The 17,763-nt window shown below is 68.1% G+C and carries 16 protein-coding genes and 1 pseudogene; 8 read left to right on the forward strand and 9 right to left on the reverse strand.

Annotation, left to right across the window (positions count from 1 at the left end):
- Nucleotides 1-127 precede the first annotated feature (127 nt).
- From OG609_RS25815 to OG609_RS25825, 3 genes are all read left to right on the forward strand, one after another.
- A complete protein-coding gene (locus tag OG609_RS25815; protein WP_327274998.1) occupies nucleotides 128-1,630 on the forward strand; it encodes an MFS transporter in 1,503 nt (500 codons plus the stop codon).
- Complete coding sequence (locus OG609_RS25820) at nucleotides 1,627-2,229, forward strand: TetR/AcrR family transcriptional regulator (RefSeq protein ID WP_327274999.1); 603 nt, start codon at nucleotides 1,627-1,629, stop codon at nucleotides 2,227-2,229. Before OG609_RS25815 ends, OG609_RS25820 begins: the two co-directional genes overlap by 4 nt.
- Before the next feature lie 62 nt (nucleotides 2,230-2,291).
- Nucleotides 2,292-2,849, forward strand: coding sequence for a hypothetical protein (locus tag OG609_RS25825; RefSeq protein ID WP_327275000.1), 558 nt, complete (start codon nucleotides 2,292-2,294; stop codon nucleotides 2,847-2,849).
- 42 nt (nucleotides 2,850-2,891) lie between these two features.
- Here OG609_RS25825 and OG609_RS25830 read toward each other — a convergent pair whose 3' ends face one another.
- Nucleotides 2,892-3,401 carry a MepB family protein gene (locus OG609_RS25830; RefSeq protein ID WP_327275001.1) on the reverse strand — a complete coding sequence of 170 codons (510 nt, stop codon included), beginning with the start codon at nucleotides 3,399-3,401 and terminating at the stop codon, nucleotides 2,892-2,894.
- Nucleotides 3,402-3,658: 257 nt separating this feature from the next.
- Here OG609_RS25830 and OG609_RS25835 point away from each other — a divergent pair, with 257 nt between their 5' ends.
- The gene (locus OG609_RS25835; protein WP_327275002.1) at nucleotides 3,659-3,943 is read left to right on the forward strand and encodes a hypothetical protein; all 285 of its coding nucleotides are present in this window, start codon (nucleotides 3,659-3,661) and stop codon (nucleotides 3,941-3,943) included.
- 69 nt (nucleotides 3,944-4,012) lie between these two features.
- Here the strand turns inward: OG609_RS25835 and OG609_RS25840 are convergent, their stop codons facing one another.
- Nucleotides 4,013-4,567, reverse strand: a complete 555-nt coding sequence (locus OG609_RS25840; protein ID WP_327275003.1) for an NADPH-dependent FMN reductase — start codon at nucleotides 4,565-4,567, stop codon at nucleotides 4,013-4,015.
- A gap of 106 nt (nucleotides 4,568-4,673) precedes the next feature.
- Complete coding sequence (locus tag OG609_RS25845; protein ID WP_327275004.1) at nucleotides 4,674-5,021, reverse strand: hypothetical protein; 348 nt, start codon at nucleotides 5,019-5,021, stop codon at nucleotides 4,674-4,676.
- A gap of 233 nt (nucleotides 5,022-5,254) precedes the next feature.
- On the opposite strand from OG609_RS25845, the pseudogene OG609_RS25850 reads away from it, so the two are divergent.
- The 4 genes and pseudogenes from OG609_RS25850 to cpt all read left to right on the forward strand — a co-directional run.
- Nucleotides 5,255-5,614, forward strand: a pseudogene (locus OG609_RS25850) (MFS transporter); the annotation flags it as partial.
- 330 nt (nucleotides 5,615-5,944) lie between these two features.
- The gene (locus OG609_RS25855; protein WP_327275005.1) at nucleotides 5,945-6,643 is read left to right on the forward strand and encodes a tectonin domain-containing protein; all 699 of its coding nucleotides are present in this window, start codon (nucleotides 5,945-5,947) and stop codon (nucleotides 6,641-6,643) included.
- 423 nt (nucleotides 6,644-7,066) lie between these two features.
- The gene (locus OG609_RS25860) at nucleotides 7,067-8,899 is read left to right on the forward strand and encodes an acyl-CoA dehydrogenase family protein (protein WP_327275006.1); all 1,833 of its coding nucleotides are present in this window, start codon (nucleotides 7,067-7,069) and stop codon (nucleotides 8,897-8,899) included.
- 107 nt (nucleotides 8,900-9,006) lie between these two features.
- Complete coding sequence (gene cpt, locus OG609_RS25865; RefSeq protein WP_327278186.1) at nucleotides 9,007-9,528, forward strand: chloramphenicol phosphotransferase CPT; 522 nt, start codon at nucleotides 9,007-9,009, stop codon at nucleotides 9,526-9,528.
- A 36-nt stretch (nucleotides 9,529-9,564) separates the two neighbouring features.
- Here the strand turns inward: cpt and OG609_RS25870 are convergent, their stop codons facing one another.
- The 6 genes from OG609_RS25870 to OG609_RS25895 all read right to left on the reverse strand — a co-directional run bounded on the left by OG609_RS25870 (nucleotide 9,565) and on the right by OG609_RS25895 (nucleotide 17,668).
- Complete coding sequence (locus OG609_RS25870) at nucleotides 9,565-10,041, reverse strand: GNAT family N-acetyltransferase (protein ID WP_327275007.1); 477 nt, start codon at nucleotides 10,039-10,041, stop codon at nucleotides 9,565-9,567.
- 133 nt (nucleotides 10,042-10,174) lie between these two features.
- Nucleotides 10,175-10,960: a hypothetical protein gene (locus tag OG609_RS25875; RefSeq protein ID WP_327275008.1), complete on the reverse strand. Its 786-nt coding sequence runs from the start codon at nucleotides 10,958-10,960 to the stop codon at nucleotides 10,175-10,177.
- A gap of 258 nt (nucleotides 10,961-11,218) precedes the next feature.
- On the reverse strand, nucleotides 11,219-11,785 hold the full coding sequence (locus OG609_RS25880; RefSeq protein ID WP_327275009.1) for a DinB family protein: 567 nt from the start codon (nucleotides 11,783-11,785) through the stop codon (nucleotides 11,219-11,221).
- 75 nt (nucleotides 11,786-11,860) lie between these two features.
- Complete coding sequence (locus OG609_RS25885; RefSeq protein WP_327275010.1) at nucleotides 11,861-12,925, reverse strand: pyridoxal phosphate-dependent aminotransferase; 1,065 nt, start codon at nucleotides 12,923-12,925, stop codon at nucleotides 11,861-11,863.
- Between the two features lie 13 nt (nucleotides 12,926-12,938).
- Complete coding sequence (locus OG609_RS25890) at nucleotides 12,939-13,865, reverse strand: 2-hydroxyacid dehydrogenase (RefSeq protein ID WP_327275011.1); 927 nt, start codon at nucleotides 13,863-13,865, stop codon at nucleotides 12,939-12,941.
- Nucleotides 13,862-17,668: a TIR domain-containing protein gene (locus OG609_RS25895; RefSeq protein WP_327275012.1), complete on the reverse strand. Its 3,807-nt coding sequence runs from the start codon at nucleotides 17,666-17,668 to the stop codon at nucleotides 13,862-13,864. Before OG609_RS25895 ends, OG609_RS25890 begins: the two co-directional genes overlap by 4 nt.
- Nucleotides 17,669-17,763: the final 95 nt, after the last annotated feature.

Below are 17,763 nucleotides of genomic sequence, written 5' to 3' on the forward strand. Positions count from 1 at the left end.
TTCTTCGAGGCTAACGCGGCGTGCGGACTTCCTGTCGCCGAGGGGGTGCACAGGCGTTTACTCTTGGGGGTGAACGAGCGTGCACCCCTGCGCGAAGCCCCTGCCGCCGAGCACCGTACGGAGAGTCATGCCCGCGGACATACCTGCCCCGACCGCCACCACGGATGTGGCCCCGCATCCCCGTTTCGCCGTAGGCGTCCTCGCGTTCTGCGGTGTCGTGGTCGCGGTCATGCAGACGATCGTCGTCCCGCTCCTCCCGCACATCCCGGCCCTCACCGGCGCGACCCCCGCCGCCGCGAGTTGGCTGGTCACCGTCACCCTCCTCACCGGTGCCGTCTTCACACCCGTCCTGGGCCGGGTCGGTGACATGTACGGCAAGCGGCGGGTGCTCGTCGCCTCGCTCATGGTGCTGGTGGTGGGCTCGGTCCTGTGTGCGGTCAGCTCCCACATCGGGGTGTTGATCACCGGCCGCGCCCTGCAGGGTGCGGCGCTCGCCGTCGTGCCGCTGGGCATCAGCATCCTGCGCGACGAACTCCCGCCCGAGCGTGTGCTGTCCGCCGTGGCGCTGATGAGCTCGACGCTCGGCATCGGCGCGGCGGTCGGGCTGCCGGTCGCGGCGCTCGTCGTCGAGAACTTCGACTGGCACACGATGTTCTGGGTCTCGGGAGTGATCGGCGTCATCGACATCGTGCTGGTGCTGTGGTGCGTACCGGAATCCCCGCTCCGCACCCGCGGCCGTTTCGACGCCGTCGGTGCGCTGGGGCTGTCCGGGGCCCTGGTCTGCCTGCTGCTCGCGGTCACCCAGGGCGCCGACTGGGGCTGGGCGTCGGCGCGGACGGTCGGTCTGCTGGTGGCCGCCGTCGTCGTGGCGCTGGTCTGGGGTGCGTACGAGCTCCGCGTCCCGACGCCGATGGTCGATCTGCGGGTCTCGGCCCGTCCGGCCGTCCTGCTCACCAACGTGGCCGCCCTGCTGATCGGCTTCGCCTTCTATGCGAACTCCCTGGTCACCGCGCAGATGGTGCAGGAGCCGAAGGCGACGGGTTACGGGCTCGGCGCCTCGCTCGTCGTCAGCGGGCTGTGTCTGCTGCCGGGCGGCGTGATGATGGTGGCGCTCTCGCCGGTCTCGGCGCGGATCTCCGCGAAGTACGGTCCGAAGGTGAGCCTTGCGCTGGCGGCGGGCGTGATCGCGGCCGGATATGTGGTGCGGTACTTCACCAGCCACAGCCTCTGGATGATCATCGCCGGTGCGACGGTCGTCGCCTCCGGCACGGCCATCGCGTACTCGGCGCTGCCCGCGCTGGTCATGCGCGGCGTCCCGGTCAGCGAGACGGGCGCGGCCAATGGTCTCAACACCTTGATGCGGTCGATCGGGCAGGCCTTCTGCAGTGCGACGGTGGCCGCGGTCCTCGCCGACATCACGTTCCTGGTGGGCGGCCGGACGGCCCCGACGCTCCACGCCTACCAGGTGGTCTTCCTGATCGCGGCGGGCGCGGCGCTCGCGGCGATGCTGGTCACGCTGTGCCTGCCGGGCGGCCGTACGCCCACGGCGGGTACGGTCGAAGAGAGCCGCAACGCCCCGGGCGACCGGAAGAACGGTGTGCGGACGATGCCGATCCAGGAGGGCGCATGACCAGCCGCCAGGCCACCGTTCCGGCCCCGGCTCCGGCCCCGGGACCGGAGCCGACCGCTGTCGATCCGGGCACGGGCCGGGACGCGATCCTGCGCGCCGCCCGCAGGGCGTTCACACAGCGCCCCTACGCCGAGGTGACCATAAGGGGGATCGCGGCCGACGCCGGAGTGAGCCCGTCCCTGGTCGTCAAGCACTTCGGCCGCAAGGAAGAACTCTTCAACACCGTCGCCGACTTCGGCCCCGCAGCCGCCGAACTCTTCGACGCCCCGATCGACATGCTGGGCCGCCACATGGTGGTGACGTTGATGAGCCGCCGCCGGGAACTGCAGTCCGACCCACTGCTGCGGGTCGTCTTCTCGCTCGGCAACCGCGACGAACGCTCCCTGCTGCGCGACCGCTTCCACGAACAGGTCACCGACGCCCTGGCCGCCCGCCTCACTGGCCCCGAACGCACCCTGCGCGCCGAATTGATCGCCGGCCACCTCCTCGGCCTCGGCGCCACCCTCAGCCTCCACCGCGAGGGCGCAGGCGCCCAGGCCACCCCCGAACACATCGCGGACCTGTATGCGCCCGCGCTGCAGACCCTGATCACGGGGTGAGGGGCGGGGGCGACGCCGGACCGGGGATGTAAGGTCTGGCCCAACCGGAAGAGGGGGGCCTCATGTTCATCCGTACCAACACGCGCGGCGCTGCAACAGCCGTGGCCGCGGCAGCGGTTCTCGGAGCGTTCCTGGTGGGCTGCACCAGCGTCTCCACGTCGCAGGGGCCGGGTGACGACGTTCCCTATGCGGCGCCGTCCGCGAACGCGTCGGCCATGGTCAAGGCGGCCGACGACGCCGCCGCGGCGAAGAGCGCCTCGGACGAGGCGAGTGCGGGAGCGGAGGCGGCCGAGGCCGCCGGGAACAGTCCGGAGGCCGTACGCGACGCCTTCGCGGGTCTCCAGGCCACGCTGAAGGACAACTGCACCCCCGGGTCGGCGAACTGCGCCTACTTCCTGGGCCGGGTCAACGTTGAACTGGCGCGCCTGGACAAGGCCATGAAGGCGGACGCTCAGGGCCCCGGCCGCTTCAAGGAGCCGCTGGCCTGGATCAGCACCCTGCGCAAGACGCTGAACGGTGACACCTCGACAGCCAACCTGGAGAAGCACCGCTCCGAACTGATCGGCACCCGCGACCGCATCAACACCTGGATGCAGGGCCACCCGGAGGACTACCGCTGACGGTCGCCGTCCTGCGCCGACCGGGCCGGGCGGGCGGCGCCGTCACGGGTGGTAGAGCGCCCGGGACCGGCCCTGGTCGACCGCCCCACCCTCTTCCGCAGGCAGGCCCACATGCAGGAAATAGTCCGCCTGCCACTCCTGTGTACGTCCGGCCTGGCGATTGGTCGTCGTCACCCAGGGCGGGTAGACGCGGAAGGCGCGCTTCCCGCCGGAGCCGTTCCGAGACACGATGCCCCGCTCGCAGAGCACGTCCCGTGGAAACACGAACTGCCCGAAATGGTCGGCTTCACGGGTGCTGATGACGAAGAGACCGACGGGGTCCTCGGAGTCGTAGGGCTGAATCGGCCCACCGGCGGACCGCTTCCACACCGTCACGAACTGGCCGACCTTCGTCGGGGTCGTCCTGGCCACCCGGAACCTGACGGCGGCGCCGTCCACGGTGAATACATGCGCCCCGTACTCGGCGCTCTCCGCCTCGGGCGCCGGCCGGGAACATACGAAACCGCACGGGTCGTAAACCAGAGACTTCGCCGCGAGAAGGTCGGCGTGCATCGACCCGTCGCACGACCAGGGCTCGGGTGCGGGTCCGGGCCCACAAGACGTCATCATTCACCCCATTCTGTCATCGTGCCGCAGGCGGGCGCCGACGAGTGCATGGGGCCGGCTGCCCCCGGGCTCGGACGCCGTGGCTGACCCCGAAGCCCCGCCCGACCGGCGGGCTTAGCCATGCCCGCCCCCGGCCGGTCCGCCGCCCTCCTGTCGGTATGATCGGCGTACAATTTGAACTCGTTCAAAAGGGGGAACGGTTCATGCCTGAGCCGACCGTGCCCGACCCGACCGACACACCCGCCGTCGCCCTGGGCCCCACCGCACTTGTTCTCGGCGCCGCCTCCGCCATAGGTGCATGGGTGCCCGCGTTCGCCACGTTCCCAGGGGCGATCATCGCCGGAGCCCTCGCCGTCACCCTTGGCGCAGCGGGCATCCACTACGCCCGCCACGGCACCGGCCGCCTGTGGACCGCAATCGCCGGAACCACCCTCGGCACCATCGGAGTCGTCGGCACCATCACCCTCATCTGGGCGATCAGCGCCTGAGCCCCGAGCCCCCGCCGGGAGTCGCTCGACCCGCCCGACTCCCACCGGGCGGGCCGCAGCTGCGTCGCCCTAGCCGCGATCGATCTGCGCGGCCCGCCCCGTGAGCAGCCCGAGCACCTGTCCCAGCTGCTCGCGGGCGCCCGGATCGGTGATGATCCCCTCCGCGTCGACCGCGTTCCGGTCCACGGTGATCCGTACGCAGGCCGACTCCACGATGTCCGCACCGGTGTAGCCGAGCACCGTCCGCAGCGTGGCCTCGGCGCCCTGGCCACGGCCGGGGGCGGCGGCGTTCACCCACGCGGTCGGCTTGTCGCAGATCTCGGTGCCGCCGACCGTCCAGTCCAGCAGGTTCTTGAACGCCCCCGGCAGGGTCCCCGCGTACTCCGGCGTACAGACCAGAACGGCATCCGCCTCGTCGATCGCCGTACGCAGCGCGGCCACCGGCTCCGGCAGGGGCTCGGCGTCGTCATCGGGATTGAAGTGCGGGAGTGCCGCGAGGCCACCGTAGAGAACGGTCCGTACGCCCGCAGGCGCCACGGCCTGCACGGTGCGCAGCACGGTCTCGTTGGAGGAACCGCTGCGCAGGCTTCCGGACAGCAAAAGGATCACACGGGGCGTCGACATGTCCGGTCAACCAGTGACGGCAGGGCCTCATTCCCCTGACCACGCCACCCCGGCACGAGCGCGGCCGGCTCGTACCGGGGTGGGCGGTCGGAAGGTGGTGGCGGGATCAGCTGAAGGCGACGGAACGGAGCTTCAGCCGGTCGGAGGCGTGGCCGCCGTGCGGCCGGAGGAGGAAGAAGTCGCCCTCGCAGTCGACGCCGGTGAAGACAACGGCGGTCGCGTCGGTGTTGTTCCACGGAGAGTGGGCGGGGTTCGACGAACCGGGGTCGGCGACCTCGGGCAGGGTGATGCACACCCTGCTCGGCGGGTCGATCAGGAAGGCGACCTGCGGGGAGCCGTCGAGACCGCTGTATGTGTAGCTGAAGTCTCCGGAGGCCGCGTCGGCCGAGGTCGGCACAGCGACGATGAGCGCGAGCGCGCCGAAGGCGGCAGCCACGGTGGAACGAAGACGCATGAAGGGCACTCCTTGTGCGGGAGATGAATCGGAACCGGCCCAAGTCTGCGGCGCTGACCTGCGGTTACTGTCAGACGTGGGGTTCCGTCACCCGGACGGGAACTGCCGAATCGGTTCTGCCCACGGCCATGTGGGTCATGTACCGCGCTCGCCGAGTTGACCGCCGCCGCGGCCGTCTTCATCACCAGCCTCACCGAAACTCTGCCCGCGGGCCTGTTGCCCGCCAGCCCTGACTGCTGGTCGCCGCTGCGGCAGCCGTCCTGGCGGTGCCGGCCGGCAGCCCCGCTCTCGTCTACGTGGCGGTGGTGCTGTGGGGGCTCGGCCGGGGAGGTGCCCCCACCCTCCTGCAGACCGCGGCGGGCGAGGCGGCGGGCAACGAGGCGGATGCGGCGCAGGGCGCGCAGGCCATGCTCGTCACGCTGTGGAACGCGGCCACGGCCGGTGGCGGACTCGTGGGCGGCGTTCTGCTGGACACATTCGGATCAACGGCCTTTCCCTGGGGTGTACTTGTGCTGATGCTGCCGGTTGTGGCGGTGGTGACCGCAGCCCGCGCACACGGATTCCCGGCACGGCGCGCGAGCGCGACCCGGTGAACGTCTCGCAACCTGTCCAAGGGGCCGAACCCGAGGGAGGCATCCTGGCGGACGTGCCCCTTCGGTGCCCGCTGGGACCGGGTGTGGGGCAAGGGGTTGGTTCCTTGAGTGGTGAACCGGCCGCCGCTCTTGGCCTCTTGTGGGTTACAGCGTTTCCGGCCTTCTGATTGTGCTGGGGGGAGGGCCGCCTCCCGTGCGCATTGGGAGTGAAATAAAACAAACGGCGATCTTTGGACCATTTCAGCAGTCAATCCACAAACGCGGTCGTTTGGGTGACCCTGCCGAGCGCCAGATTCCCCCTTGTAACGTTCGAGCCGAAGGGACACGAGCATGGCTGACTGGAAGCAAGTCTCTGGTGGTCTCACGACGATCTCGGTCGGGTCCAGGACTCATGTGTGGGGCGTGAACTCTCTGGGCCAGATGTACCGGTACACCGGGCATGACACCAACCCGTGGGTCGGTATCCCCGGTAAGGCGGTGGACATCGGTGTGGCCGCCGACGGCACCGTCTGGCACGTCAACTCCGCCGGTGGGATCTACCGCTACACCGGAGACCAGGGCTCTACCGACTGGGTCGCCGTCTCCGGCGGCCTCACCCGTATCTCGGTCGGGTCCAGGACTCATGTGTGGGGCGTGAACTCTCTGGGCCAGATCTACCGGTACACCGGGCATGACACCAACCCGTGGGTCGGTATCCCCGGTAAGGCGGTGGACATCGGTGTGGCCGCCGACGGCACCGTCTACCACGTCAACTCCGCCGGTGGGATCTACCGCTACACCGGAGACCAGGGCTCTACCGACTGGGTCGCCGTCTCCGGCGGCCTCACCCGTATCTCGGTCGGGTCCAGGACTCATGTGTGGGGCGTGAACTCCCTGGACCAGATCTACCGGTACACCGGGCATGACACCAACCCGTGGGTCGGTATCCCCGGTAAGGCGGTGGACATCGGTGTGGCCGCCGACGGCACCGTCTGGCACGTCAACTCCGATGGCGCGATCTACCGCTACACGGGAGACCAACCGAGCTGACCCCGGGCAGCAACTGCGAGGGGCCCCTGCCCGGGATGGCAGAGGCCTCTCGTGGGTGAGCAATCAGCGCGGCCGGGCCGGGCCGCTGCCGCGTTGCCCGCCCTCGGCAACGGGAGCAACTGGAAGGTGCTCTGCGAGGCGTAGAGGGCATGACCGAGGAGGGCGAGCAGTCACAGTGTTCCCGCTCCGGCAACAGCTCCGAGTGCGCCCCCGCGCACAGCCGACCGCTCGGAACTCTCACTCTGCGGCGTGGCATTGACGGCCTCCTGGGCGTGTTGATCAGGAGCGTCGAGGGGGCCTCACATACTCCCGGAGGGCAGGGATACCCGCACCTCGAAACGGGCGAGTACCAACATCCGAGTGATCTCAATCGTGTTGATCATCACGCCGTGCTAACTGAACGTATGAGCTAGCGTTCCGAAAGTGATCAAGACCTCAATCCCCTCTGACCAGGCCTCTTCGACCGTCGCAGCACTGACGCAGGCGCTCTTCGGCGAACGCCTGGATCAGCTCCACGAGCCCTGGCGCAAGCTGTTCAGCACTGAGCCGTTCAGCTTCAGAGAAGGGCTGTCGCCCGATGAACGTGCCGCGCTGTCCTACGAGCGTTTACATCTGATCAACGAGGCACTCGACAGCCCCGAGGACTTCGTGGTCGATGTGGAACGACTCACGGCACTGCATGAATGGGCAGGCCCTGTGGACGCGGGATTGGGGACAGTGGCGAGTATCCACTACAACCTCTTCCTCGGCAGCCTCCTCGAAAAACACACGGCGGGCCCGAGCCGCGATCTGCGGGAGTTCGTTGAGCTGCGGCGTACAGGAACGTTTCTGTGCACGGAGGCCGGGCACGGCAACAGCGCCTCCCAACTGGAGACCACCGCCACGTACGACCGAACCGCGGGCGAGTTCGTGCTGAACACTCCCAGTGCGGCCGCCCGCAAGTTCATGCCGAACACCAGCTCCACCGGCGGTCCCAAAACCGCTGTCGTCGCCGCCCGCCTCATCACGGACGGCAAAGACCAGGGCGTCTTCCTGTTTCTTACTCCGCTCAGCGACGAGACCGGGCGACCGATGCCGGGAGTCGAGATACGCAGGCTGCCTCAGACAGCCACCGCCCCTGTCGACCACTGCATCACCTCCTTTGACAACGTCCGTCTGCCACAAGAAGCGCTTCTGCAGTCCGACCACGGACGCCTCACACCGGAAGGCGTCTTCACGAGTTCGATCGGCAGTCCCCGAAAGCGCTTCCTGCACTCCATCGGCCGCGTCACCACCGGCAAGCTCTGTATGAGCGCCTACAGCCTCGGCGTCACGCGCCACGCGCTCGCTGTGGCCGTACGGCACGCCCACACGAGGCAGACTTCCGGCGTGACAGCCGGCGGCAACGTTCCGCTGTTCGCTCACCGCAGCCACCACGCTCCGCTCGTGGACGCCATCGCCACCACCTACGCCGCGACTCTCCTGCACCGCGCCGCGGTACGGCAGTGGGCGCAGGCAACGGAGCCGGAGCGGGAGAACGCTGAGCGGTTCGCAGCCATAGCCAAGGGCTGGATCACCTGGCGGGCCCGCGCCGTCATGACCGAGTGCCGCGAACGCTGCGGTGCGCAGGGACTCTTCTTGGCCAACGGAATCGCGGGCCAGTTGGCAGCCAACGAGGGAACCATCACAGCGGAGGGTGACAACCTCGTCATCTGGGTCAAGGCCGCCGGCGAAATGCTTCTTGGACACTTCACTCCGAAGGAGCCCCATGACGCGCCGCCCGAGGCTCGCGACCTCGACGATCCGGTCTTCCTCCAAGACCTGCTGGCCGACATCGAACGCATCTGGCACCAGCGTGCACGTACGCGCCTGCGCAGCGCACCGGCCGGCAATCCCCTCAACCGATGGAACACCACCGTCACACCGGCTCTGGAACTGGTCGACGCCTACGCACACAGCCAGGCTGCTCAAGCTCTTCTGGACGCCGCCAACCAGGCTCCTCACCCCGAAGCGCAGCGCCAGCTGCGTTTGCTGCACCGCCTGTTCACCCTGCGCCGCGTGGCGGCGCACAGTGGGGACCTGCTTGCGGAGGGCTACCTGACCAGCGCTCAGGTGAGGCAGCTCCCCGACGCGGCCGAGAGTGTCGTCGTGGACCTCGCACCCGAGGCCTTGACCCTCACGAACGGATTCGCCGTAGTGGAGGACGTTCTCCTCGACCATCCCATCAACCATCCTGCTGCCTTCGATGCCATCGAAGGCGGCCTGCTGCGCCGGTGAGGGAATCGGAGTGAGATCTCCGAGCCGTGAACGCCCGGCGGCGTCGTGTCGGCAAAGGGGGTGTCACCCGGGGGACACGGTTCTAGAGTGGCGCGGTGATGACGCGGATGATCGTGCTCAACGGTGGCTCCAGCTCGGGGAAGTCCGGGATCGCCCGGTGCCTGCAGGCGGTCCTGCCGGACCCCTGGCTGGCCTTCGGGGTCGACACACTGATCCAGGCGATGCCCGCGTCCATGCAGGCGTCGGACGCGGGCATCGAGTTCGCTCCGGACGGTGAGGTGGTCGTCGGCCCCGATTTCCGTACGTTGGAGACGGCGTGGATCGAGGGTGTCGCCACGATGGCCCGGGCCGGAGCCAGGGTCATCGTCGACGAGGTCTTCCTCGGCGGGGCGGCGTCCCAGCAGCGATGGCAGAAGGCGCTCGGTGGAGTACAGGTGTTGTGGGTCGGCGTCCGGTGCGAGAGCGCGGTTGCCGCAGCCCGTGAGATCGCGCGCGGCGACCGGGTGACGGGCATGGCGGCGTCGCAGGTGGACGTGGTCCATCGGGGCGTGTTCTACGACCTGGAGGTGGACACGACGCGGAGCGAGTCCATGGAGTGCGCGCGGATCATCGCCGATCGCGTCGAGTGATCCGTTGGGTTGCAGTGGCCGCTTCCGGCCGCAGCACTACACGTCGCCGAGCTCCAGCTCACCGACGACCTGGTCCCCGCTCATCTCCCCGGTCAGCCGGAAACCGAGCTTCAGATAGAACTTCTCGGGCCCGTGCGACCCGGGAACCCAGGTCACGGTCGTGCGCGTCTGCCCGCGCCGCCGTATCTCCTCGCACACCGCCTCCACGGCGAAGCGACCGTAACCGCGACCCTGTTCATCGGCGGCGATGTTCAGCCGCCAGAGCCCGGAGCGGAGCCTGTCATCCGGCTTGTCCGGATCGAACCGGACATCGAAGAAGGCCATGACGAAACCCACGAGCCGTTCACCGTCGAAGATCAGCCGGGGCCAGGCGGCCTCGGGTGCGGCATACGCCTGAGCCAGCGACCAGGCGACCGGCTTCACGAGCCCGTCCTGGTCGGGACGTACTTTCAGCAGGCAGGCGGCCTCGACGTTGTCGGACGTGACCTTTTCGAGGCGAAGTGATGAAGACATGTCTGCAACCTACAGAGCGTGCTGAAAAACCACCGGGATCAGCCGCCGAAGCACGATGCAGGAGCGCCTTCGCCCCCGCTACGGCCATCGGGCCGCGACGGGGGCGTCTGAACGAATTCCCTTGCGGGAAACGTCAGTTGGCGGGCGCCTGGTACAGGCCTCGGCCGGCGCGGTGCGCCCGGGAGGTGCCGACGAGGCGGTCGAGGGTGCTGCGTACGGTGTTGATGCTGTTGGGGGTGAGCTCACGCCCCAGGGCCTTCGTGACCTCACGGGCACGGACAGGTGTGTCGCCGAACGTGGACAGCACCTTCATGGCCATCTCGGTGAGGCTGCCGCTGTCGTCGACGGCAGGCGCGGCAGGCGCGGCAGGCGCTGCCTTCTTCGGTGCCCTGGCCTTTGCGGGCTTGGCGTCCTTCGCGGGCGCGGTGGCCTTTGCGGGCTTGGCGGCCTTGGTGGCGACGGCCTTCTTGGCCGGCTCGCGCTCGCTCTTCGGCTTGGCGGGAGCCTGCTTGCGGCCCTTGGGTGCAGAAGTCTTCCGGGCGGTGCGGCGTGCGGGGGCGGCCGCTGTCGGCTCCTGCGAGACCTCCGCCGGGGTGGCGGAGTCAATGGAATACTGAGCCTGCTGCGGAATCTTGGGAGCGGCAACGCTCTCGGTCTCCGCCTCGGCCTTGACGTCCTCGGCTTCCGCCTTGACGTCCTCTGCCTCGACCTCCTGCGCCTCCGTGTTCGAGGGGGAGACAGGGGAGGTGGACAGCGAGCGCAGGGCCGTCAGTGCGGTCCGCACCGATTCCAGACGCTCGGTGACGGTCGCGAGCTCCTTTTCCAGGGTTTGCTGGTGCTGTTCCAGACGTGGAAGTTCCGCCTGCAACAAGGTAGTTGTGGCGTCGATGGTGTCGAGTGTGTTGGTCTCGGAGGTCATGTTGTCGCCCTTCTCTAGCGGCCGACCGATGGTGACCGATGTGTTGCAGCGTACGGGGCGTTGTGTTGTGGCCGGAAATCGACCTTCGGTGCGAACTGTCAAGGGCCACCTTCAGCACTGACTGCCAGTCTCCTGAAACTCCCTGCCGCGTGTACTGGAGACGGACTGATCGGCACTCGTTTGGCCGCACATGCTTCACTGGGGCCGGCCCGCTCCAGCCCCCACCTCCAGCTCCCTTCCGCCCCCGGTCACCTGCCGTCAGCCGTCGCCGGACACATCGTCGCCGCGCGAGGCGGCCTCAACCATGCGAGCCGTAGTGCTGGCACCGTCGAGCGCCTCGCGGACGATGTCCGCGTGCCCACTGTGGTGCGCGATCTCCCGGAAAACATGCAACAGTACGTGGCGGACGGTCCAGGTGATCGGTTCCGGCGGCGACCACGGGTACTGCGGGAGAGTCACGAGGCGGTCGAGGTCGGGCTCCTGCCGGACCGTGCGATCGAACTCCGCTGCCGCCGCGTGGAAGGCGTCGAGCAGCCCGGCCAGGGTCTCGCCCTTGGTCATCCGGGTGCCGTCGGGGTCGAGATCGGCCCAGTCGACCTTGCCCGGCGCCGTACCGTCGACCACCGCGAGCCACGTCCGTTGTACTTCGCCGAGATGCTTGAGCAGGCCGCCGAGCGTCAGCTCGCTGACGGTGGTGGCGATGCTTGCCTGCTCATCGCCGACGCCCGCGACGGTATAGAGAAAGTTGGTGCGCTGATCGGCAACGAGCGCGAGCAGATCCTCGCGCTCACCGCCCTGCGCGTCGTCGGTATGTATCGTTCCCATGCGGCATTCCCCAACGGTCGGGTCCTGGGACGCCCACACTAGGACTTCACGACGGGACAGACAGCGGAACAGGGCTCAGGGTTGCGACCAGCCGGGATAGAGCAGATTGACACGAACGTGGTTGTCGAAGCGGTCAAGTCCGAAGAAGCGCTGGTCCATGACGATGGCGTCCTTCATCGACGCGTCGTCCAGCACTGCGAAGGTGTAGTAGCCCGCCTCCGGCAGCCCGGCTTCCGCACGTATGACGCCGCTGTCGAGCAGCCGGTCCCGTTCCGCCTGGATGTGTCGCACCAGCGCGTCGTTCGACTCGTCCGAGTCGAGTACCTCCATGATCCGGCGCGCGAAGTGTTCGTTGGCCGCACTGGTCGCCCCGGTGATGTTCGCGCATGCGTAGCGGACCGTTTCCCGGAGTTCCGGCGGCAGCAGCAGATAGGCGAACCGTGTCCCGTGTACGGCCAGACTCTTGGTCGGAGACACGAGGCGGAACGTGAGATCCCGATCCAGACGGGATGTCGGCTCGGCACGTGAGGACCGGTCCCAACGCGTGTACTGGAACGTTCCGTCGACCAGCACCAACGAGCCCGTGCGGCGCTGCCACTGCGCGATCTTCTCTATCTGCCGCTCGTGCACCGTGGTGCCGAAGACCCAGATCGGGTCGCAGAGCACGAGAGCGGACCTACGCTCCGGAAGGTCGAGCTCGGCGGTCTCACTGTGCAGGAGGTCGGCACTGACTTGGCGCATGGGGATGCCGAGGGAATCGCAGAAGTAGTAGCAGGAGTAGTAGACGGGAGGTACGTAGCAGACCTCCTCCACCCCCATCTCCTTCAGCGCGAGGAAGAAGCCCAGCAGAAGGGGGCTCGACCCGCTGGACACATAGACGGCGTCCCGTTCGTAGGCGACGTCGTCCGCCTTGGCGTGAAACCCCGTGATGGCGTCGGTCAAGGAGGTGGAATCGGAGAGGAAGTTGTAGTTCTGGAGCGTTCCGGGATCCTGCGCCACCACATGCGTGCCGTTGAGATACCGGCCCGCGTACGGGTGCGTGGTCTGCCAGCCGGACAGGAACCGGCCTGCCTTGTTCGTGCGCGAGGTGCCGTCCAGCTCACGGTGCAGACGCAGTAGTTCCGCAGGCGAAACGCTCATTCCAATCCCCCAGTCAGACGATCCGGTGGGCCGGTCGGCCCGCCAGCGCACTTTCGATCGTGCCGATCCATGTATCCGCTCGCCGGTGCACACTCTCGGCGGTGTACCAGCCGTGGGCCGGTGTCAGTACGGTGTTGGGCAGCCCGGTGTAGGGGGCCGGCGAGCCGATGACATCGAGGCCCGCTCCGGCGATGGTGCCGTTGTGCAGAGCGTCCGCCAGTGCCTGCGGATCGATGAGTTCGTCCGAGGAGATGTTGACGACGTACGCCGTAGGCTTCATCAGGGCGAACGTCCGCCGGTTCAGCAGATGGTGGCTTTCCGGCGTCAGTGGCAGACACAGGAACACCACGTCGGCGGTTTTGAGCAGCTCCTCCTGCCCGACCTGCGTGGCGCCCTGGATCGTCCTGGTGCTCCGGTTGGCGAACTGGACGCGCATTCCGAGACCCTGGGCGATCGCGCAGATGCGCGTGCCGATGTCGCCTGCGCCGATGACACCGGCGGTCTTCGCCTCGACTTCGAGGGACAGATACCCAGAGGTGGCGGCTCCGGTGCGCACCGCTTGATCGAGCGCGGTGAGGTGGCGGTTGGCGGCCAGATAGAGCGCGACGGCGTGCTCGGCCACCGAGGACCCTGTGTAGCCCGGTGTGTTGCACACCGTGATGTCGTTCGCCTCGCAGTACGCGATGTCGACGTAGTCATAGGCGGTGCCCGTGGTGACGATGAGGCGCAGGTTCGGGAGCTTCTCCAGCGTGGCTCCGCCGAGGTCACGATTGGCGGTGACCAGAATGTCGAACCCGTCTCCTGCGGCGTCTCCGTCCGGTCGCCATACCGGACGCACCAGGGAGTCCAGGCGTGGCCGCAGGCTGCTGGGAACTTCCGCCGGGTCGATCAGGAGCAGGGTGCTGGGCGCTCCCTGAAGGTGCGAGAAGTCGAGGGTCAAGACTCGGTCCGTTCCGTGGTTGTCCCGTGTTCGCGGGGCGATTGCACAATGTCTTCCAGCGCGGTACGCAGCCATACCGCGACGTCGGTGAAGGCCGCATCCGGATTCGGCCATGCGGTGACCGGCCTGCAGTCGCGCGGCAGCGCCTGAAGCGCGCCGAAGGGGAACCCGTGCCAGTCACAGGCCCTGAGCAGCACGGGAACCACGCGAGCGGTTCCTTCGTGGTGGCGTTCCATGGCCCGGCGCATCTCGATGTCCCGGCAGAAGTCGGAGGCCAGGAAGTCGGCGCTGACGAGAAGGAGGATGATGTCGGCCGACTCCAGATTGTCGTCGATCGCCCCGCTCCACTCCTCTCCCACCCGGATCTGCCGGTCCGACCAGGAGTCGAGGAGTCCGCGCCAGCGCAACAGACTGAGGTGCTTCTCCAGTTGCGAACGCAGTTCGTCGTCGCGGTGCGAGTAGGAGATGAACATCCTGGCGCGGCGCGTGGAGGACGGCAGGGGCGAGGACTGCGGCTCGGGAGTCGGAGGCGGAACGGAGACGCGCTGCGGGACCACCGAGGAGGTTGACGAGGGCGACTCGATCGCTCCCAGGGCCGTCAGCGAACTCAGCTCGGCGGGGGTGATGCCTCGGCAGCCACTGATGTCGAATCCCTCGAACTGCCGGGCCACCCGCATGGCCTCGGCTTCGCCGAGTTCCGGGTGCACGTAGCTGCGAATGGCTTCATCGCTGCCGACGGCCGCGATGCGTGTTCCATCGGCATGCCATGCGGTCGAGCGAATAGTGCCGCTGGGGGCGGCCGAGACACCCCGTAAGCGCAGTCCCTCCGATGTCCAGCTGCGCAGATAGCCGTCCTGGCCGGCGCTCAGAAACGTGGTGCCGCCGGGCGGGGACAGAAGCGAGAGGATCGCGCCGTCATGGCCCCTCGTCTGGCCTCGCAGCGTGCGGGACTCCAGGTCCCAAAGCCGCAGGATTCCATCACTGCCACCCGTGACGCACGTGCGGTCGTCGAGGACACAGACGCTGGTGACATGGCCTTCGACGGTGCCGAGCAGTTCCGACTCACCAGCCGCGATCTGCCAGAGTCTGGTCTGCCCGTCCTCACCGACCGAGACCATGCGCCGTCCGTCACTCGTGTACTGGACGGCACGCACGCGAGCCTCGTGACCGGCCAGGGTCTGCATGCCCCCACGCCCCTGGACGTCCCAGATCCTGATGATCGCGTCGGCTCCCGCGGCCGCGACGCTGTGACCGTTCGGTTCGAACACGACCGTCCACAGCCAGTTGCGCGATCCTGTCAGTACCGCGGAGAGCTGGTTGGTCGTCAGGTCCCACAGGCGAACGTCCCAGTCCTCGCCCGCGGTTGCCAGCAACTCGCCCTCCGGGTGGAACGCCAGGGCGCGGATGCCCGCGGTGTGGCCGCGCAGCTCTGCCAGACACTCGCCCGTGTCCGGATTCCAGACACGGGCGAGCTGATCATGGCCTCCGGAGGCGATCAGGCGGCCGTCCGGTGAGGAGGCCACACCGAGCAGCGTGCCGGAGCTGCCCGACAGAACCTCCAGGCACTCGGCGGTGGCGGTGTCCCAGAAGCGAATGGTGGAGTTCCGCCCGACGCTGGCGAAGTACTGGCCGTCACTGTCGGCGGCAACGGGCCAAACCGGCCCGTTGAGGCTGCTGATCACGCGTTCGCAGCGGGCTGCGGAAGGGTCCGCGATGCTCCATACGCGAATGGTCTCGTCGTGGCTGCCGGTGATGAGTACGTCGCCCGATGGTGTCCTGGTCACGGCCAACGCCCATACCGACGAGGTATGCCCCGGCAACTCGGCGACAAGACCGCGGCTCTCCATGCTCCACACCCGGATGACTCCGTCGTCGCAGCCGACGAAGACGTGCCTGCCATCGGTGGAGAACTTCACACATCGGCCGGCCACCCGCTCGCCGCCCGTCAACAGGACTTCCTCGCCGGTGCTCGTGTCCCAGACGCGCAGGCATGCCTCGTCGCAGGCCGCCGCGAGCAGAGGTGCGGTCGGTGCGCTGTGCAGGCTCCAGATCTCCGCGTCCATCCGGCACAGGACGCGCGGTTCCGCCTCTCTCGGGGCCACGGACCAGGCGAGGATGCGCCGGTCTTCCCCGGCACTGAACAGGGTGCGTCCGTCGGCGGAGAAGACGACACTGCGGGTCTGCCGGTCGTGACCGGCGAAGTCGGTGGGCAGATTCGTCGTCAGATCCCAGACCCGCAGTCGGCCGCGCTCGTCGGCACAAGCGAGCCTGCCGCCGTCCGGTGAGTAGGCGACTGCTCTGATCCAGTCCGCCTGCCAGGGCAGGGTACGCAGCCTGGTCCCGTCCGGCACGTTGACCAGGATCACGGAACCGCCGCTCTGCCCGATTGCCGCGACCTTCCCCTCGGGGGAGAATTCAAGCGCGAAGACGTAGTGGTAGACGCCGGGAAACCGGCAGCCGGAGAACTCCGTCTGACGCGCATCGGCACGGGAGAGGCGCAGCCCCGACAGGTCCAGCCGGCGCAGCACGAGCCGGGACAGGTCGAGTCCGGACAGGTCGCTGGTCCAGGCGTGGTGGATGGACAAGGCATTCGCGGCGAGGAAGGTGCCGTACGCGTCGGTGCCGATCCGGGAAGCATCCAGCAGGGCCAGCAGACGCGGCGCGACCTGGATGGCCGAGCCGAGCCGGTCCTGCAGCATGTTCATCATCGGCCCGGACAGAAACCGGCGCTGCGCCTCGCGTACGTGTTCCGGGGCCCCGGCGTCCACCAGGGCGAACCGGCACAGGACATCGGGCCTGCCGGTGTGGACTTCCTCGACGCAATCCAGGTTCAACCGGGCGGTGACAAACTCCTGAATCATGTACTGGAGGTAGAAGCTGCCGTCGCTCTCCTGGATCAGCGACCTGCGCCGCAGCCGTTGCAACAAGGTTCCTGCCGTGCCTGATCCGGCACGTGAATCGGCGGAGATCTCACGGACCGTGAGCGGCCTGCGGGCCGCCGCGAGGCGGAACAGCACCATGCGTTCTTCGCTCGTCAGCCGCTCGAAGTGCTGATGGAACAGCCCCTCCAGCTCCCCGAAGACGAACTCGCCCGACTCGACGAACCGGGCGATGCTCCCGTCGTGTATGTCCAGGATGAGATCGGAGGCGAGCTGGATCGCCAGCGGGTTTCCGTCGTACTTGCTGACCAGCTCCCCGCGCAGTCGCACATCTCCGCGCAGACCTCGGCGGGCCAGCAGCGTCCGGGCGGGGACCTTCGGCAGACCCTGGAGGTGGAGGGTGCGCACCGTTGTGCTTCGCTCCCGCAGAAAGGAGGGATTCTCGCGCGAGGTGATCAGCACGGTCGACCGGTGTGGTTCCGAGGCCAGGCGGCTCAGCAGGGTGCCGTACTCCTCATAGGCCGGACGGAACTCGTTGGAGAACCGCTCGGAGTCGAGCAGCACCTCAAGATTGTCCAGGACGACGAAGCAAGACTCGCTGGTCAGACACGCGATGAGCTGCTCGGTGGGCGTCCCGTCCGACCGGGTGTCCCTGTCGGGGAACAGCGAGAGAATTCCATGCAGCAGTTCGTCCACGGACGGCGCGTTCGTCAGCGATACCCAGATGGTCCGCCTCGGCGTCTTGGCCCCGGTGTGCGCGAGTCGGAAGGCCAGCGCGCTCTTGCCCACACCGCCGAGTCCGTGCACCGTGCACACTCTGCAGCCCGACTCGACGTAGGTGAGGAGCCTGCTGACTTCCCGCGTCCGGTCGACGAAATCGTCCGGCGGTGCGTGATACGTACTGAACAGGTAATCGATCGACATGGCTCTCACATCCGGATTGCCCCCGTGAGGGACGCGGAGTCCCTGACACCCCACCGCGCAGCTCAGACGGTGGTGGGCGCGATTGTAGTGGTCGG

This window comes from Streptomyces sp. NBC_01224, from assembly GCF_036002945.1.
In the GTDB taxonomy this organism is placed as follows: Bacteria; Actinomycetota; Actinomycetes; order Streptomycetales; family Streptomycetaceae; genus Streptomyces.

Bases quoted from the DNA above. Each gene is read 5' to 3' on its own strand.
- OG609_RS25815 (WP_327274998.1), top strand. From the start codon at position 128: ATGCCCGCGGACATACCTGCCCCGACCGCCACCACGGATGTGGCCCCG.
- OG609_RS25820 (WP_327274999.1), top strand. From the start codon at position 1,627: ATGACCAGCCGCCAGGCCACCGTTCCGGCCCCGGCTCCGGCCCCGGGA.
- OG609_RS25825 (WP_327275000.1), top strand. From the start codon at position 2,292: ATGTTCATCCGTACCAACACGCGCGGCGCTGCAACAGCCGTGGCCGCG.
- OG609_RS25830 (WP_327275001.1), bottom strand. From the start codon at position 3,401: ATGCACGCCGACCTTCTCGCGGCGAAGTCTCTGGTTTACGACCCGTGC.
- OG609_RS25835 (WP_327275002.1), top strand. From the start codon at position 3,659: ATGCCTGAGCCGACCGTGCCCGACCCGACCGACACACCCGCCGTCGCC.
- OG609_RS25840 (WP_327275003.1), bottom strand. From the start codon at position 4,567: ATGTCGACGCCCCGTGTGATCCTTTTGCTGTCCGGAAGCCTGCGCAGC.
- OG609_RS25845 (WP_327275004.1), bottom strand. From the start codon at position 5,021: ATGCGTCTTCGTTCCACCGTGGCTGCCGCCTTCGGCGCGCTCGCGCTC.
- OG609_RS25855 (WP_327275005.1), top strand. From the start codon at position 5,945: ATGGCTGACTGGAAGCAAGTCTCTGGTGGTCTCACGACGATCTCGGTC.
- cpt (WP_327278186.1), top strand. From the start codon at position 9,007: ATGATCGTGCTCAACGGTGGCTCCAGCTCGGGGAAGTCCGGGATCGCC.
- OG609_RS25870 (WP_327275007.1), bottom strand. From the start codon at position 10,041: ATGTCTTCATCACTTCGCCTCGAAAAGGTCACGTCCGACAACGTCGAG.
- OG609_RS25875 (WP_327275008.1), bottom strand. From the start codon at position 10,960: ATGACCTCCGAGACCAACACACTCGACACCATCGACGCCACAACTACC.
- OG609_RS25880 (WP_327275009.1), bottom strand. From the start codon at position 11,785: ATGGGAACGATACATACCGACGACGCGCAGGGCGGTGAGCGCGAGGAT.
- OG609_RS25885 (WP_327275010.1), bottom strand. From the start codon at position 12,925: ATGAGCGTTTCGCCTGCGGAACTACTGCGTCTGCACCGTGAGCTGGAC.
- OG609_RS25895 (WP_327275012.1), bottom strand. From the start codon at position 17,668: ATGTCGATCGATTACCTGTTCAGTACGTATCACGCACCGCCGGACGAT.